The 16,682-nt window shown below is 63.1% G+C and carries 13 protein-coding genes and 2 pseudogenes; 9 read left to right on the forward strand and 6 right to left on the reverse strand.

The genetic code is table 11. The features are described 5' to 3' along the window. Nucleotides 1-5: 5 nt before the first annotated feature. The 4 genes from Q1W15_RS10685 (at nt 6) to Q1W15_RS10700 (ending at nt 2,650) form a co-directional block, all read left to right on the forward strand. Complete coding sequence (locus Q1W15_RS10685; RefSeq protein ID WP_300727578.1) at nt 6-857, forward strand: DUF692 domain-containing protein; 852 nt, start codon at nt 6-8, stop codon at nt 855-857. Further along, nucleotides 854-1,606, forward strand: a complete 753-nt coding sequence (locus Q1W15_RS10690; RefSeq protein ID WP_300727581.1) for a DNA-binding domain-containing protein — start codon at nt 854-856, stop codon at nt 1,604-1,606. The genes Q1W15_RS10685 and Q1W15_RS10690 overlap by 4 nt, the downstream gene beginning before the upstream one ends. A 217-nt stretch (nt 1,607-1,823) precedes the next feature. Continuing rightward, nucleotides 1,824-2,072 carry a DUF2790 domain-containing protein gene (locus Q1W15_RS10695; protein ID WP_300727584.1) on the forward strand — a complete coding sequence of 83 codons (249 nt, stop codon included), beginning with the start codon at nt 1,824-1,826 and terminating at the stop codon, nt 2,070-2,072. Nucleotides 2,073-2,209: 137 nt separating this feature from the next. Continuing rightward, nucleotides 2,210-2,650, forward strand: a complete 441-nt coding sequence (locus Q1W15_RS10700; protein WP_300727587.1) for a GNAT family N-acetyltransferase — start codon at nt 2,210-2,212, stop codon at nt 2,648-2,650. A 209-nt stretch (nt 2,651-2,859) separates the two neighbouring features. On the opposite strand, the pseudogene Q1W15_RS10705 reads toward Q1W15_RS10700, so the two are convergent. Together Q1W15_RS10705 and Q1W15_RS10710 are read right to left on the reverse strand one after the other, a co-directional pair. Next, nucleotides 2,860-4,176, reverse strand: a pseudogene (locus Q1W15_RS10705) (MFS transporter); the annotation flags it as partial. 189 nt (nt 4,177-4,365) lie between these two features. Further along, nucleotides 4,366-5,259 carry a LysR family transcriptional regulator gene (locus Q1W15_RS10710; protein WP_300727590.1) on the reverse strand — a complete coding sequence of 298 codons (894 nt, stop codon included), beginning with the start codon at nt 5,257-5,259 and terminating at the stop codon, nt 4,366-4,368. A gap of 113 nt (nt 5,260-5,372) precedes the next feature. On the opposite strand from Q1W15_RS10710, the gene Q1W15_RS10715 reads away from it, so the two are divergent. From Q1W15_RS10715 to Q1W15_RS10735, 5 genes are read left to right on the forward strand one after another with little or no spacing between them, the layout of a single operon-like run. Then, nucleotides 5,373-7,094, forward strand: a complete 1,722-nt coding sequence (locus Q1W15_RS10715; RefSeq protein ID WP_300727593.1) for an acyl-CoA dehydrogenase family protein — start codon at nt 5,373-5,375, stop codon at nt 7,092-7,094. Between the two features lie 33 nt (nt 7,095-7,127). Beyond that, a complete protein-coding gene (locus Q1W15_RS10720; RefSeq protein WP_300727596.1) occupies nt 7,128-8,315 on the forward strand; it encodes a CaiB/BaiF CoA-transferase family protein in 1,188 nt (395 codons plus the stop codon). 36 nt (nt 8,316-8,351) lie between these two features. Further along, complete coding sequence (locus Q1W15_RS10725; protein ID WP_300727599.1) at nt 8,352-9,146, forward strand: enoyl-CoA hydratase; 795 nt, start codon at nt 8,352-8,354, stop codon at nt 9,144-9,146. After that, the gene (locus Q1W15_RS10730) at nt 9,143-10,675 is read left to right on the forward strand and encodes a 3-hydroxyacyl-CoA dehydrogenase (RefSeq protein ID WP_300727603.1); all 1,533 of its coding nucleotides are present in this window, start codon (nt 9,143-9,145) and stop codon (nt 10,673-10,675) included. Before Q1W15_RS10725 ends, Q1W15_RS10730 begins: the two co-directional genes overlap by 4 nt. Nucleotides 10,676-10,708: 33 nt before the next feature. Beyond that, nucleotides 10,709-11,911 (forward strand): 3-oxoadipyl-CoA thiolase, encoded by a 1,203-nt coding sequence (locus Q1W15_RS10735; protein WP_300727605.1) that lies wholly within the window; start codon nt 10,709-10,711, stop codon nt 11,909-11,911. 120 nt (nt 11,912-12,031) lie between these two features. On the opposite strand, the gene Q1W15_RS10740 is transcribed toward Q1W15_RS10735, so the two are convergent. The 4 genes and pseudogenes from Q1W15_RS10740 to Q1W15_RS10755 form a co-directional block, all read right to left on the reverse strand. Further along, nucleotides 12,032-13,627: an ABC transporter substrate-binding protein gene (locus Q1W15_RS10740; protein WP_300727608.1), complete on the reverse strand. Its 1,596-nt coding sequence runs from the start codon at nt 13,625-13,627 to the stop codon at nt 12,032-12,034. Between the two features lie 45 nt (nt 13,628-13,672). Further along, nucleotides 13,673-14,613: pseudogene (locus tag Q1W15_RS10745) on the reverse strand (aldo/keto reductase). A 16-nt stretch (nt 14,614-14,629) separates the two neighbouring features. Next, nucleotides 14,630-15,481: an ABC transporter permease gene (locus tag Q1W15_RS10750; protein WP_300727611.1), complete on the reverse strand. Its 852-nt coding sequence runs from the start codon at nt 15,479-15,481 to the stop codon at nt 14,630-14,632. Next, nucleotides 15,478-16,467 (reverse strand): ABC transporter permease, encoded by a 990-nt coding sequence (locus Q1W15_RS10755; RefSeq protein WP_300727614.1) that lies wholly within the window; start codon nt 16,465-16,467, stop codon nt 15,478-15,480. Before Q1W15_RS10755 ends, Q1W15_RS10750 begins: the two co-directional genes overlap by 4 nt. Nucleotides 16,468-16,682: the final 215 nt, after the last annotated feature.

The following is a 16,682-nucleotide window of genomic DNA, read 5'->3' on the forward strand; positions in this document are numbered from 1 at the left end:
TTGCAATGTCTGTCTCTGATTCCACCTTTTCAGGCTACGGTCTGGGCTTGCGCAAAGCGCACTACCGGGACTTTCTGGAGACGCGCGTGCCGGTCGACTTCGTTGAAGTGATCTCTGAAAATTTCATGGTCGAAGGCGGCCAGCCGCGCCATATCCTGCGGCAAATCCGCGAGCGCTACCCCGTTGCCCTGCATGGCGTGTCCCTGTCCATCGGCTCGGCTGACGGCCTGGACCCGGATTACCTGCGTCGTCTTAAATCGCTGGTCGATGAGGTTGAACCCGTGTTGGTCTCTGACCACATGAGTTGGTCGCGTTTCGAGGGCTTTAGTGCTCACGATCTGTTGCCTGTGCCCTACACCGAAGACGCGTTGAACACCGTCTGCGACAATATCGACCGTGCGCAGAATGTGCTCGGGCGGGCGATGTTGTTTGAAAACCCGTCGAGTTATCTGGCGGTTGATGGCGCGTCGATGACCGAATGGGCGTTTATCAGCGCCATGGCCCAACGCACCGGCTGCCACCTGCTGCTCGACGTGAACAACGTCTATGTCAGCGCCCGCAATCAGGGTTTCGATGCGCTGGCGTTTCTGCACGGGATACCCGCAGAGCGCGTGCGCCAGATTCACCTCGCCGGTCACAGCCAAGGGGAGCCGTTGCTCATTGATACCCACGACAGCCCGGTGTGTGCAGACGTGTGGGCGTTGTACGCCAAAGCCCTGTCATTGCTCGGCCCGGTCGCGAGCATGATCGAGCGCGATGACGATATTCCACCGCTGGCGGATTTGCTGGCTGAGCTGTCCAAGGCCCGCCGTATCGGCGCGGCTGACACACGGGCCCGTGCGAGGGTAGCGTCATGAACCTGGCTCAATGGCAGCGCGACTTCAGCACCTGGCTGAAAACGGCGTCGGACACCAGCGCCAGCCGCTTGACGGGCGGGTCCATGGCCGGGCTCAACGTCTATCAGAACAATTACCGTGCCCAGTTGGTGGGCTGTCTGGAGCAGGCGTATCCACGTGTGCGGGTGTGGCTCGGTGCCACGTTGTTCCATAACGCGGTCATTACCCATATCCATACGCATCCTCCCCAGGCCTGGACACTCGACGCTTACCCCCGTGATTTTGGCGACACGCTGGTGGCACTGTTTCCAGACAACCCCGACCTGCATGAGCTGGCCTGGATTGAAAACGCCTTGTCCCTGGCCTTTGTCGCCGCGGATGCTGCGCCGTTGTCGCTGCACGCGTTGTCCGCCGTAGACTGGGACACCGCGCGCCTGCGCTTGACGCCCTCATTGATGACCCGCGAGCTCACCACCAATGCCAGCGGCATCTGGTCGGCCCTGTGGGAGGAAACCCCCGTTCCGGTCAGCGCCCTGTTGCCGGAACCCGGCGGGCTGATCGTTTGGCGCCGGCAGTTCACTTCGCGCCTCAAGCAGGTCGATGCTCTGGAACTCGACGCCCTGGTGTACCTGCAGGCTCACGGCTGCTTTGCTTCGCTGTGCGACAGGCTGGTAGCGCGGCTGGGTGAAGAACCGGGCATCGCCAGGGCGGGCGAGCTGCTTGCAGGCTGGCTCGCCAGCGAATTGATCACGGGTGTCGAGGCGGGTTGACGGGGGCAGACCTGGCCCTCGTCATGGCGCACAGCGCCTCAAGGCCCCTTTGTATTGCACTGTATCCCACGGCCCTTTCGACACGTTCTGATGTGATAGTGGTGGTTTTCGACACAGGCCAGATACCTCAAGGGCTTCAAATAGGTTCCAACAGAGGCCACGAGCGTCGCCTCGCACAGGGTGAACCCACCCTGATGGAACCCTTGGAGAACTGACCATGAACGTTAAATGCCTGTCTATCGCTTGCGTGTTTGCAGCCCTGAGCAGTGTGGTGATCTCGGCACAGGCCGACACGTCGCCGCCGTTGGCTGGCCGTGCGGATATTCAGAAAGTGCTGTCAATGACCCAGGATGCATCGCCTACCTGCGGCATCGTCAACGCGCAGATGACGTACCTCAATGCCCAAGGCCAGACACAGACCCTTCATTATCGTCGCTTTGCCGACAGCTGCGACACGACCAACTGACAGGCAGCGGACCAAAAAACGCGGCGTGTATCACGCCGCTTTGCCGTACCTGATGGCCGGTCAGGTCGCCCCTTTCAACGCACGGTGAAGGCAGGGATACTGAGCGTCTTTTTTTGAAGCCTGCCAGGGATTGCGCCATGCAAAAAACAATCAGACTCGCCACTGCGGCCGACATCGCGGCCATTTTTGATATCCGCACCAGTGTGGTTGAAAACCACCTCTCCCTCGAGCAACTGACGGCCATGGGTATCACTCCCGAGGCCATCCACGAAGCGATGACGCGCTACCCCTGCCTCTGGGTCGCAGAGGTCGATGGCGTGCCGGCCGGGTTTTCGATGGCTGACGTTGAAGAGGGCTGCGTATTTGCCGCTTTCGTGCGGCCTCAATTCGAGGGGCTCGGAATCGGCCGCCGGTTGATGGCGCAAGCCGAGGCTTTGTTGTTTCAGCACCACTCAACCCTTTGGCTGGAAACCGCTGACGGCAGCCGCGCCAGTGGCTTCTACCGCGCCCTGGGCTGGCAGGCGGTGGCGAGCGTGGGGCAGGGTGATAGTCGCTTTGAGAAAACCCGGCCGGCGTGAGCCCGCCGGTCACCGCCAGGCACGCAACCTTGGCCCCTGAACGGCAAACAGCCTGCACCACCGGTGGCGCAGGCTAAAGGGAATGCGTGAACTCAACGGGACGGGGTGGCTGCCAGTGTGGCCTGAACGGCCGGGCGGCTTGTGGCGCGCGGGGTGTGCTCGGCGGAGTCGGCGGTGGCCAGGTTAAGGTCATCGCGGGCTCGCTCATCGGCGTCGGCTTGTTCCGCGGTCGACAGTTGCGAGGCGTTGTGCCCGATGCGTTTGAGCAGCAACAGCATGCACACCAGTGAGACCAGCGCATAACACGCCGACGCAATCGCCACACCGATGATGCTGCCGGTCGAGTTAAGCAGCCCTTGCGCCAATACCGGCGTGGCACCGCCCACCAACAGCGAACACAGTTGATAGGAAATCGACAGGCCGCTGTAGCGCACTTTGGTCGGGAAGGCGCGGGCGAGAATCCCACCCACCGCCCCGTAAAACATCGAGTGCGGAATGGTTGCCAGGCACATGCCGAGCACCGCGATCCAATAGATTTTGGTTTCTACCGCAAAGAACATCGCGGGCATCAAAATCAGCTCCGGGATGATCATGAACGCCACGGCCTTGCGCATGTCGATCTTCGAGACCAGCACCGCGCCGAACGGCTGGGTAATAAACTGCACGACCAGGGAAATAATGATCACGCTCAGAAAGGTACTTTGCGCGTAGCCCAGCTCCTTGGTGGCCCATGACAGGGCAAAGGTGCTCTTGAAGTACGTGACATGAATGATCGGCAATACACCCGCGCCCAGCAGCACGATCTGCCAGTGGTTGCGCAGCACTTCCATGATCGGCAGCTTGACGGTTTTCTTCTGCTTCATCAGGCGCTGCATGTCGTCCGACTCTTCCAGCCGCAGGCGAATCACCATACCAATGATCACCAACACCGCCGACAGCAGAAACGGAATACGCCAGCCCCACAGCATAAAGTCCGAGACGGGCAGGGCGCTCAGGGCAAAGAACACCAGCGTAGCCAGCAAGTTACCGGCCGGCGAGCCTTGCTGGGCAAATGCGGCATACAGAATGCCTTTGCCCTTGGGCGCGTTTTCACTGGCGATCAAAATGGCCCCGCCCCATTCACCGCCCACGGCAATGCCCTGAATGACCCGCAACAGCACCAGCGCAATCGGTGCCCACACGCCAATTTGGGCATAGGCGGGCAGCAGGCCGATGCACGTGGTGGCGATGCCCATCATGATCAGCGTGATCACCAGCGTGGTTTTGCGGCCGATTTTGTCGCCCAGGTGGCCGAAGATGATCCCGCCCACCGGCCGCGCGATAAACCCGGCCCACAGCGTCAGAAACGACAACAACGTGGCCGTGCCGGGTGCCAGGTCGGCGGGGAAGAACACTTTGCCGAACACCAGGGCGGCGGCAATGCCGTAGGCATAAAAGTCGTACCACTCAATGGTGGTCCCGATAAAAGACGCCACTCCCGCCTTGCGGGCTCTTTTGTGGGCGGCAACGTGCTGCGCGGCATTCATGGTCAATTCCTGCTCGTTATTATTGTAAATAGCCCCGACGTTCTGGCGCAGGGCTGTTGTTATTCGGCTTGGCCAACGTCCGATGAGAAGGAGCCTATACGGGCAGAAATTAAAAAAATAATGATTAAAACTTATTGTTTGATACGTGTTTTCGTATGGTCGCGCCCAGCAGCCGACCCCTCTGGGCCCTTACACAACCGCTGTTTGGCGGGCCTGGAACAGCGCCAGAAAACTCTGTGCGGCGGCGGAGGCGGGCTGCACCGCCAGCCGAATCGCGTGGATCTCGGAAGGCTCGCCGCCGCCATTGATGTCGCAGTAGTGCACGCCTTCTTTGGCAATCAGCGACAGGGTCTGGGGCACCAGCGCGATGCCCATTTCGTACGCCACCATCGCCACTACGGTTTGCCACAGCCGCGTCTCATGGCGAATGCGCGGGCTGAACCCGGCCGCCACACAGCGCGCCACAATGCGGTCGTGGTAGTGCGGCGACACGTTGCGTGGAAACAGAATGAAGTCATCTTGCGCCAACTCGGCCAGGTCGACCCGGGCCTGGCCGGCCAGCCGGTGGGAGGCGGGCAGGCAGCAGACAAAAGGCTCACTGAGCACGCGCTCACAGAGAATGCTCTCGGGGAATTTGCTCCAGTGCACAAAACCGATATCGATCTGCCCGCGCTGCAAGGCCTGAGCCTGTTCGGCGCTGTTCATCTCCATCAGCACGATCTCGGTGTCGGGGTGCGCCGCCTCGAATGTCTTGACCGCCTGTGGCAACCCGCGATGCAAGATGGAATTGACGAACCCGACACTCAACCGCCCGGCAAACCCTTGCGCCGAGCGCAACGTCAGGTGCCTGGCCTGCTCGGCCCGCAGCAGCAGGTAACGGGCCTCGTTGAGCAGCACCTGACCGGCGTTGGTCAGGCTCACGGACTTGTTGTTGCGGTTCAGCAACTGGATGTCCAACTGACTTTCGAGCTTCTTGATGTCGAAGCTCAAGGCCGGTTGCGAGATGAATAAGCGTGCCGCCGCCCGGCCAAAATGCAGCTCTTCCGCGACAGCGACAAAGTAACGAAGTTGCTTGAGATCCATACCGTTCCGCCTGGCTCAACGATAATTTTTACTTATCGTAGTTGATTTACTTTGTATTAGATAGTTATCGAAGGCCCCCCTACTCTTGGCCCACAAGAATCAGGAGAGTCACCATGAATGCCCTTTCAGACCGCGCCCACGACCCCCTCAATATCCCCGACAGCCGGGGCCTGAACCTGTTTGAATGCGATGCTGGCCTGGCCGCCTTGCTCAAGGTTTACCTGCCCGGTGACCTGTATGCGCGGTGGCTGCCGGCCTGGCAGCAACTCGGTGCCAGGGCCGGTGGCGAGCTGGACGTGCTGGCGCTGTCGGCGGACAAAAACCCGCCGACCCTGCTGCCGCGCACCCGCCGTGGTGAAGACATTCAAAGCATTCGCAAACACCCTGATTTCGTCGAGCTGGAGCGGGTGGCCTACGCTGAACTCGGCCTGGCTGCCATGAGCCACCGCGACGACGGCACCTTACCGCTGCTCAAGTACGCCTTGACCTTTCTGTTTGTCCAGGCCGAGTTCGGCCTGTGCTGCCCGGTGAGCATGACCGACTCGCTGACCCGTACCCTGCGCAAATTTGGCTCCCCGGAACTGGTGGCGCGCTACGTGCCGTCGTTGGTGTCGCAAGACTTCGACACGCTGTTCCAGGGGGCCATGTTCATGACCGAGCAAGCGGCGGGCTCGGACGTTTCGCGCACCCAAACCCGGGCGCGGTTGACCGACGGCGAATGGCAATTGTTTGGCGAAAAATGGTTCTGTTCCAACCCGGATGCCGACCTGGCCATGGTGCTGGCTCGCCCCGAAGACGCACCGCCTGGCATGCCGGGTGTCAGCCTGTTCCTGCTGCCCAAGCTGCGCCCCGACGGCTCGCGTAACGCCTACCGCATCCAGCGCCTGAAAGACAAACTCGGCACGCGTTCGATGGCCAGCGGCGAGATCACCCTGGAAGGGGCCACGGCCTACCTGATTGGTGATGTCGGTCGCGGGTTCCAGCAAATGGCCGATATGGTCAACATGTCGCGCCTGTCCAATGGCGTGCGGGCAGCCGGGCTGATGCGCCGGGCCGTCAACGAAGCGTTGTACATCGCGCGCAACCGCCTTGCCTTTGGCCGTCACTTGATCGAGATGCCGCTGATGCAGCGTCAATTGCTCAAGATGATGCTGCCCACTGAGCAGGCGCGTTCGATGTTTATGCACATTGCCACGCTGCTGCCCAAGGCCGACGGCGGTGACGAAGCGGCGCGCAAATGCGTGCGCCTGCTGACGCCACTGATCAAGTTCCGCGCCTGCCGCGATGCCCGTCGGGTCACCGGCGATGCCATGGAAGTGCGCGGCGGGCTGGGCTATATCGAAGAATGGAGCGACGCCCGCTTGGTGCGCGACGCCCACCTGGGTTCGATCTGGGAAGGCACCAGCAATATTGTGGCGCTGGACATTGGCCGCGCCATCACCCGCGAACAGGCCCTTGAGCCGTTGCATCAGCACCTCATCCACCTGCTGGCCGAAGCCGACTTGCCTGCCGCCAACCACCGCTTGTTCGCCTCTGTGCTGCAACGCACGGTCGAGCGCGTGGCCGAAGTGGCCCTTGAGCGCCAGGACGAACAGGTGCGGCAGGCCGGCAGTGCGCTTTATCACATGACCTCGGCGGTATTTATGGCCTGGGAGGCCAGCCGCCAACCGGACGATGCCCGCCGCCTGGCGCTGGCGCATCTGGTGCTGCAACACAAATTACTGCCCCGCGATCCGCTCACCCCCGAACCCGCGATTGAGGCCGCCTTGCTGGCCCGCCTGGCCAATGAAACGCCGCTCTCGTCCGCCGAGGCCCTGCGCCTGTTGCCGGTTTAAACGGCCGCCCCTTTTATCGAATCGAGTGACCTTATGAACCTGTGCAAAGGGGCCCTTGAAGGGCTCAAAGTGATTGACCTCAGCCGCGTGCTGGGCGGGCCTTACTGTTCCCAGGCGCTGGCCGACCACGGTGCCGAGGTGATCAAGCTCGAACCCCTGAGCGGTGATGAAACCCGTGGCTGGGGCCCGCCCTTCGAAGGGGCGGACGCCTCCTATTATCGCGGGGTCAACCGCAACAAACAGGGAATCGCGGTCGACCTCTCGCGGCCTGAAGGCATTGAGCTGCTGCTGAGCTTGCTGGAAGGCGCGGACGTACTGATCGAGAACTTCAAGCCCGGCACCCTCAAGCGCTGGGGCATCGACTACGCCGAGGTGCTCAGCCAGCGTTTTCCGGGGCTGATTCACTGCGCCATATCCGGCTTTGGCGGTGACGGCCCGCTGGGTGGCCTGCCAGGTTACGACGCTGTGATCCAGGCGATGGCCGGGCTAATGAGCGTCAACGGCGAGGCCGACGGCGAAGCGCTGCGCATCGGCTTGCCGATTGTTGACATGGTCACGGGGCTCAACGCGCTGGCCGGCGTACTGCTGGCTCTTAATGAACGGCATCGCAGCGGCTTGGGCCAGTCGCTGGACATCACCCTGTACGACTGCGGCGTGTCGCTGTTGCACCCACACGTCCCCAACTACCTGGCGGCTGGCAAAACCCCGGGCCGTACCGGCAATGCCCATCCCAACATCGCCCCTTATGACAGTTATTGCACCGGCACCGAGCCGATCTTCCTGGCCGTGGGCAACGATCGTCAGTTCGCCAAGCTGTGCGAGCAATTGGGTGCGAGCGACCTGTTACACGACCCGCGTTTCGTCAATAACGGCGCACGCTCGGGCAACCGCAAGGCGCTGAAACAGGTGCTGGAACAGCACATGGCAACCCATGATGGCGCGGTATTGGCACCCCAACTGATCCGCGTCGGCGTGCCGTGCGGGGCTATCGCAACGGTCGACACCGTCGTCGCCCATCCCCACACCGCGCACCGTGGCCTGTTGGTCGATATCGGTGACTACCGGGGCATCGGCTCGCCGGTGAAGCTGTCACGTACCCCGGCGACCTACCGCACCGCGCCGCCGACCCTGGGGCAGGACACCCGTGCGGTGCTTGAAGGCCTGGGCCTGCACGCCGAGGTGATTGAGCAACTGTATGCGGCCGGTGTCGTTCGTGGTTAACGCCATTCCCCCTGATGCCTATTGGCAGGAGAGCCCATGAGCCTTGAGCCTGATTGTTCTGAACCGTTGGTAGTGTTGACGCAGCCCGCATCGGGTGTGGCGTTGCTGCGGATCAACCGCCCGGCGGCGCGTAACGCGCTGAACATGGCCGTGCGTGAAACCCTGGCTGACTACGTTCGGCGCCTGGATGACAGCCCTGACGTTCGCGTGATTGTCCTCACCGGCAGTGACACGGTGTTTGCCGCGGGTGCAGACCTGAGTGAACTCGTGGATGCCAGCGCCCTGCAACTTTACGCGCGGCATGCCGAGCGTCATTGGCAGGCCCTTTCAGCCTGCCGTAAACCGCTGATCGCGGCCGTCAACGGTTTCGCCCTGGGCGGTGGCTGCGAGCTGGCCATGCAGTGCGACCTGATTATTGCTGGTGAATCGGCGCGCTTTGCTCAGCCGGAAATCCGCGTCGGGATCATGCCGGGCGCGGGCGGCACCCAGCGTTTGCTGCGGGCGGTGGGCAAGTTTCAGGCCTTTCGCCTGCTGCTCACCGGCTGCCAGGTGAGCGCCGATGAAGCACTGCGCATGGGGCTGGTCAGCGAAGTGGTGGCCGACGCCGACACCCTGACCACCGCGCTGGCCATGGCCAGCACCATCGCGGCCATGCCACCGATGGCCGTGGCGCAAATCAAGGAAGTCGTGCTCGCCGGCCAGGACCTGCCGCTCGAACAGGCCCTGACCCTGGAGCGCAAGGCGTTCCAGTTGCTCTTTGGTTCTCACGACCAAAAGGAAGGCATGCAGGCCTTTTTGCAGAAACGTAAACCGGAGTACCTGGGCCGATGAACCGTCATTCTTTTCAATGCATCGGCATCGTGGGCACTGGCGCGATGGGGCAGGGCATCGCCCAGATGATGGCCTGTGCCGGGCTGAGCGTGCGCCTGTTCGATGCCCGGCCGGGGGCGGCGAGCACCGCCTGCGAACACCTGGCGGCGCGGTTTGGCCGCTTGCAGGAAAAAGGCCGGCTGACGCCACAGGCCGCCGCCGCGGCGTTGGCTCAGGTGCAGGTGGTTGATGGCCTGGCCGCCCTGGCGGGCTGCCAACTGGTGATCGAAGCCATCGTTGAAGACCTCGACGCCAAGCAGGGCCTGTTTCGGCAACTGGATGAGCAGTTGCCGGAAACCACCGTGCTGGCGAGCAACACCTCCTCGCTGTCGATCACTGCCCTCGCCTCGGTGTGTCAGCACCCCGGGCGTGTGGCCGGGCTGCATTTCTTTAATCCGGTGCCGTTGATGCGGCTGGTCGAGGTGATCGGCGGGCTCGCGACGCAGCCGCAGGTCATCGACGACCTGCACGCGTTGGTGCACCAGATCGGGCATTACCCCGCCGTGTCCAAGGACTCGCCGGGCTTTATCGTCAACCATGCGGGCCGGGCATTTGGCACCGAGGCCCTGCGCATGCTCAGCGAAGGCGTGGCTACGCCGGGGCAGATCGATGCGGTGCTGCGTGACGGCGTGGGGTTTCCCATGGGGCCGTTTGAGTTGCTGGACCTGATTGGCCTGGACGTCAGCCTGCCGGTGATGGAGTCGGTGTATCAGCAGTTTTATCAGGAACCGCGTTATAAGCCGCACCCGCTGCTGCGCCTGATGCACGCCGGTGGCCGTCTGGGGCGAAAAAGCGGGCAGGGCTTCTATGCCTACGCGGGCAAGCAGGGCGCACCCCGGCACGTGCAGCCCGTGCCGCACTGCCCGGTGCGGCCGCCGGTGTGGGTGGCGGGCGACGACGAACTGGGCACCTCCCGCGTGCTGGCCCTGCTTGAACAGTTGGGTGCACAAATCGAACGCACCGCACACCCCTCGGCCCACGCGTTGTGTGTGCTGGCTCCGCTGGGCGATGACGCCACTGAGTCGGCCTTGCGCCACGGTGCCGACCCTGCCCGCACCGTCGCCATCGACACCCTGTTGGGGCTCGATCGCCTGCGCTGCCTGATGCTCACGCCCGCCACCCGCGCCGACATGCAGCAGGCTGCCCACGCGCTATTCAGTGGCGATGGCGGCACGGTGGTGATGATGCGCGACAGTTGCGGCTTTATTGCCCAGCGCACCTTGGCCTCTGTCATCAACCTGGCCTGCGATATTGCTCAACAAGGCATTGCTTCGGTGGCGGATATCGACATGGCCGTGACGCTGGGCCTGGGCTACCCGCACGGGCCGTTGGCCTGGGGCGATCAACTGGGCGCGGCGCGCGTGCTGCACATTCTGGAGCGCATCCACGCGCTGACCGGCGACCCGCGTTACCGCCCCAGTGCCTGGCTGCGTCGGCGTGCGCGGCTGGGCCTGGCGTTGAACCAGCCCGAAAACACGGTACCGGCCTGAACGGCTCCCCGCTTATCTATTGGAAGTGTTGTCATGCTTGATGCTTATATCTACAGCGGTTTGCGCACCCCCTTTGGTCGCCATGCCGGGAGTTTGTCCGGGGTTCGCCCGGACGACCTGATCGGCGCGTTGCTGGCGCGCGTGATGGACACCTCGGGCTTGCCGGCCCTGGCCCTGGAAGAGGTGATCGTGGGCTGCACCAATCAGGCCGGAGAAGACAGCCGCAACGTTGCCCGCAACGCGTTGCTCAGTGCCGGCCTGCCCCTGCACGTGGCGGGGCAAACGGTGAACCGCCTGTGCGGCAGCGGCCTGTCGGCGGTGATCGACGCGGCCCGTGCCATCACCTGCGGCGAAGGCCAGTTGTACCTGGCCGGTGGGGTAGAAAGCATGTCCCGGGCACCGCTGGTGATCGCCAAAGCCCAGAGCCCGTTTAGCCGCACCCAGGAAATGGCCGACAGCACGATGGGTGCACGCTTCAGCAACCCGACGCTGGTGCAGCGCTATGGCAACGACAGCATGCCCGAAACCGGCGACAACGTAGCCCGGCAGTACGGCATCAGCCGCGAAGACGCCGACCGTTTTGCGGCGGCGTCTCAGGCGCGTTATGCCACGGCGCTGGCTAACGGCGTGTTGGACGGTGAAATCCTGGCTGTCGATGTCCCCACCGGGCGCAAGGGCCAGACCCACACGGTGGCCCATGACGAACACCCGCGCCCCCAGTCCGACCTGGCGGCCTTGTCGCGTTTGCAGCCGTTGTTTGCCGAAGGCGTGGTCACGGCAGGCAACGCCTCGGGCATCAACGACGGTGCTGCCGTCCTGTTGCTGGGCAGCCGCGCCATGGGCACACAACATGGCGTCGTGCCGATGGCGCGTGTGTTGTCCTCGGCGGTGGTCGGGGTTGAGCCGCGCCTTATGGGCATTGGCCCGCACCGGGCCATTGAGGTGGCCTTGGCGCGTGCCGGGATCAGCCTGGCGGATGTTGACCTGATCGAGATCAACGAGGCGTTCGCTTCTCAGGTGCTGTCGTGCCTCAAAGCGCTGGGCGTGAGCTTCGACGACCCGCGCGTCAACCCCCACGGCGGAGCCATCGCCATCGGCCACCCGCTGGGGGCCTCGGGCGCGCGTCTGGTACTGAGCGCGTGTCGCACCCTGCAACGGCACCGCCTGCGCTACGCCGTGGTCAGCCTCTGTGTGGGGGTTGGCCAAGGCGTGGCGGTCGTCATCGAACGTGTTTGAACGGGGCACCGCGGCGCCTGGTCTCGCGACGACTGTGTCGGAGTGCCGCATCACGCCGGACGTAGCCTCGCGCTGCTCGTCAACGACTACAGGGTTTGCGTAAACCGGGGGCGCGGTGGCTCAGCCTTTGAAGTAGATCTGCGCCGCGTTGCCCCCCAACCCTTCAGCCCCGACGTAGAAGTCGGTGACGCGTTTGTCGTAGACGATGGGGCTGACCTGGGTCGAGATGCCGAGGTCGGGCAGGTCTTCGATGATGGTTTTCTGGAACTCGGCAAACAGGTCGTAGCGCTTCTGTACGTCGGTTTCGATCGCGGCCGTTTCCAGCAAGGCATCGACTTTCGGGTTGCTGTAGTGCGAGCCGTTGGAGAAGGGCACGCCCGGCTGGAAGTTTTTCGACCAGTACAGGCGCTGCACGCCCACGGTGGGGTCGAACAGGTTGCTCATGCCGTTCAGGGTGAAGTCGAAATCGCGGTCGGTGTAGACGCGTTTGACGTAGGTGGCGAAGTCCTGCGAGCGCAGGGTGACGTGGATACCAATCTTCGCCAGTGCCTGTTTAAGGTAGTCGGCCGTGCGGCGGTAGGTTTCCGGGCCCGGCAGTGGGTCGAGGGTCAGTGTGAACCGTACGCCCTTGGCGTCACGGGGTAAGCCGGCGTCGTCGAGCAGTTGGTTGGCTTTGGCCACGTCGAAGGCATGGCGCGGCAGGTCCTGGGCGTAGAAGTTTTTCATCGCCGGGCTGATCGGCCCGTACAGCGGTTGGCCGTAGCCCAGGAAGATGGTCTTGCGGATAAAGTCGAGGTTGATGGCGTGGGCAATGGCCTGGCGTACCGGGTGCTGCTTGAGGATCGGGTGGTCCAGGTTGAATTCCACTCGGGTGATGCTGTTGATGTAAGGGTCGTCGCGGTTCTCGATGCGCAGGCGCGGGTTGGTTTTGATGCGTTCAATGTCGCTCAGGGGGACCCCACCGGTTGAGAGGTCAAGTTCGCCCGCTTCAAGGGCCGCCACCGTGGCCGCCGAGTCGGCAATAAAGCGCACGATGATGCGGTCCAGGTACGGTTTGGGCGCGTCCCAGTAATGCGGGTTGCGCTCCAGTATCACATGGCTGCCACGTACCCATTCCTTGAACACAAAGGGCCCGGTGCCCATCGGCGCGGTGGCGTTGGGGTGGGTTTCGGGGCGGGCGTCTTGGTACACGTGCCGGGCCACGATGGGCGACTCGCAGGCCGCCAGTGCCGTCAGCAGGTAGGGCGCGGGTTTGCTCAGCGTGAGTTGCACCTGCAACGGGTTGACCGCGCGAATGTCCGACACGTTGGCAAAGGTCGCCCGGCCACGGGGGTTGGCGGTTTTCAGGGTGTTCAGGGAGAACACCACATCGTCGGCGGTGAAGGGCTGGCCGTCGTGCCACTTCACGCCTTCGCGCAGGTTGAAGGTGTAGGTCAAACCGTCGTCGCTCACGGCCCAGGCGGTGGCCAGTTGCGGTAGGGGCTTGAGGTCCAGGTCGTAGGTCAGCAAGCCTTCGGTGACTTTGCCAGTGATGTACACCGCCGCCCCCGCCGTGTGCGTGAGGTTGACCAGAATCGGCGGTTCGATGGCAATGTGCATGTTCAGCGTGCCGCCGCGCACGGGTGTGTCAGCGGCGTAGGAAAATGTGGGCGTCAGTTGCAGCAGGGCGGCGGTGGCGCTGGTATAGGCCAGTAGCTGGCGGCGGGTCAGGGGCATGATGGCATCCGGTGCGGGCGGGCCCGTTTAACGGGCCCGGCTTAGTCAGTTAAAGGGGGTACGGCCTTCCACCGGATGACCCGGGTCGGTAAAGCCCAAGGTCGAGGTGTGGCCCGGGCTCACGAGTTGGTCGACGAAGGCTTCGTCGGCGGCGCTGATCTTCACTTGCAACGCACGCTGGTAGTCGTCCCACTGCGCTTCGGTGCGGGGCCCGGCGATGGCCGAGGTGACCTGGCGGTTGTTCAGCACCCAGGCCAAGGCAAAATCCGCCGGGGTGATGTCGCGACCGCTCAGGTGTTCCTGAATGCGTTGTGCCACGGCCAAGGATTCCGGCCGCCATTCGGTTTCCAGCACGCGTTTGTCACTGCGGCCCACGCGCGAATCCGCGGCCGGTTGTACGTCGGGGCGGTATTTGCCGGTGAGCACGCCACGGGCCAGCGGGCTGTACGTGACCACGCCCAGGCCAAAATGATTGGCCGCCGGGATCTGCTCAGCCTCGGCGGTGCGGTTGACGATGTTGTACAGCGGCTGGCTGGCCACCGGGCGGTCGATGCCCAGTTCGTCGGCCAGTTGCACCACCTCGGCAATGCGCCAGCCACGGAAGTTCGACACGCCAAAGTGGCGCAGTTTGCCTTGCTTGATCAGGTCGGCAATGGCGCGTACGCCTTCCCCCAGCGGAGCGTCGAAGGTGGCGTGGTGGAAGTACAGAATGTCGATGTAGTCGGTGCCCAGGCGGCCCGGGAGTAGCCAAATTTGGTGGCCAGTACCCAATGGTCGCGCTGGTGAGCAATGGCGCGGCCCACCACGGTTTCAGATTGGCCGTCGTGGTACACATCGGCGGTGTCGATAAAGTTGACGCCCTGTTCGTAAGCCTTGGCGATGATGCGCCGCGCCGTGGCCTCATCGGTGGGGCCGCCAAACATCATGCTGCCCAGTGTCAGCGGTGAAACCTTGAGGGCGCTGCGGCCCAGGTAGCGGTAATCCATACATATCACTCCAGCGTTAACGTCGGCCTTGGGCCTGTGTGGGGTTGAAGGCGTCGGTCAGGCCGTCGCCGATCAGGTTGAAGGCCAATACGGTGAAAAAAATCGCCAGGCCAGGAATGGCGGTCAAGTACCATGCCGTGCGGATCTGTTCGCGGCCGCTGCCGATCAGGCTGCCCCAGCTCACCTGGTTGGGGTCGCCCAGGCCCATAAAGGACAGCGCCGACTCCATCAACACCGCCGATGCCACCATGATCGACGCGGTGACAATCAGTGTTGGCAGAATATTGGGCAGCACTTCGCGCACGATAATGCGCAGGTGTGAGTAACCGACGCTGCGGGCCGCGAGGATGTATTCGCGCTCTCGGATCGAGCGCACTTCGGCGCGCACCAGCCGGGCCACGGTGGGCCACGAAATGATCGCGATGGCGAAGATCAGCGTGGGCACCGACGGTTGCGCAATCGCCACCAGCGCCACCAGCAGTACAAAGCTGGGCATGGTCTGGAAAATTTCGATCAGCCGTTGCAAGGCATAGTCGATGCGCCCACCGAAGTAGCCGGCCAGCGCGCCGATGCTCAGGCCCAGCAACACGCCGAACAGGCTGGCCAGCACCCCCACCTGCAACGACACGCGCCCGCCGTGCACAATGCCCGCCATCAGGTCGCGGCCCAGGGCGTCGGTGCCCAGCGGGTACTGCCAGTCCTGGCCGGGCCACAGCAGCGGCTCGGCCTCCATGGCCAGCGGGTCACCGGGGTAGAGCAGGGGCGCGATCAGCGCGAGGGTGGCAACGGCCAGCAAAAACAGTAGCCCGGCCATGGCCGTCGGGTTGCGTTTGAAACGCTGCAAGGCCGCATGGCGTGGCGTGCTCATCGGTGGCTCCTGATACGCGGGTCAAGCCAGCTTTGCAGCAGGTCCACCAGTACATTGGTGACAATCACCAGCAGCGAGGACACCAGCAAAATACCCAGCAGCACGTTGTAGTCGCGCGCCATGACCGCGTCATAGGCCAAACGGCCCAGGCCCGGCAGGCTGAACACGGTTTCGATCACCACCGCCCCGCCCAGCATGCCGCCCAGGTGCAGGCCGGCCATGGTGGTGATGGGCAGCAGCGCGTTGCGCAGCACATGTTTAAAGGTGATGACCCACGGCGACAGGCCCTTGGCTGTGGCGGTGCGCACGTAGTCCTGGGCACCGGCTTCGAGCATCGAGGCGCGCGTCAGGCGGGCGTAGATGGCGATATAGATCAGCGCCAGTGAGCAGGCCGGCAGTGCCATATAACGCAAGGTGTCGAGCAGGGCGGGCCAGCCCTTGAGGTCGGCACCGATGGTGCCCGCGCCGCCGGTGGGCAACCAGCCGAGCTTGACCGAGAACACCACGATCAGCATCAGGCCGATCCAGAACCCGGGCACTGAATAAAAGAATTGTGAGCACACCGACAGCACGCGGTCCGGCCAGCGGCCTTGCCAGTGCGCCATCAGCATGCCCAAGGCGATGCCCACCGCCAGTGAAACCACCAGCGCCAGCAGCATCAGCGTCAGGGTGGTGCCCAGGCGCTGTGAAATCAGGGACTCCACCGTTGCGCCGTAGCGTGGCGAATGGCCGAGGTTAAAGTGCGCCAGGTTGCTCAAGTACTGCCACAACTGAACCAGCATCGGCTGGTCCAGGCCAAATTGACTGCGCAAGGCCGCCAGGCTTTCCTGGGTGGCCGAACCGGATTCCCCGGCCATCACATCGGCCGCATCACCGGGAGCCAATTGCAGTAAGAGAAAGTTGATTAACAAAATACCGAGCATGGTCGGCAGGGTATGCAAAAGCGCACGCCAAATGGCGTGACTGAACGTCAGCAGGATTTTCATGGGTTAATTCCATCAAGTGCGCTGCTATATAACGGGTTGCTTATAACCATTGTCAATAAATTAAAAAGTTCTATGGTTATACAATTTCACGTATCTAAGCATAGATAAAAACGATATACGCGCGCCGATAGCCAATGATTGACGGGGTCTAAGTGGACTATTACTGTCGGCCTCCAGTCATACCCGCAATACGTGAAAAGTTAAACTCAACACAA

The sequence above is a fragment of the Pseudomonas sp. genome (genome assembly GCF_030150285.1).
GTDB lineage: Bacteria > Pseudomonadota > Gammaproteobacteria > Pseudomonadales > Pseudomonadaceae > Aquipseudomonas.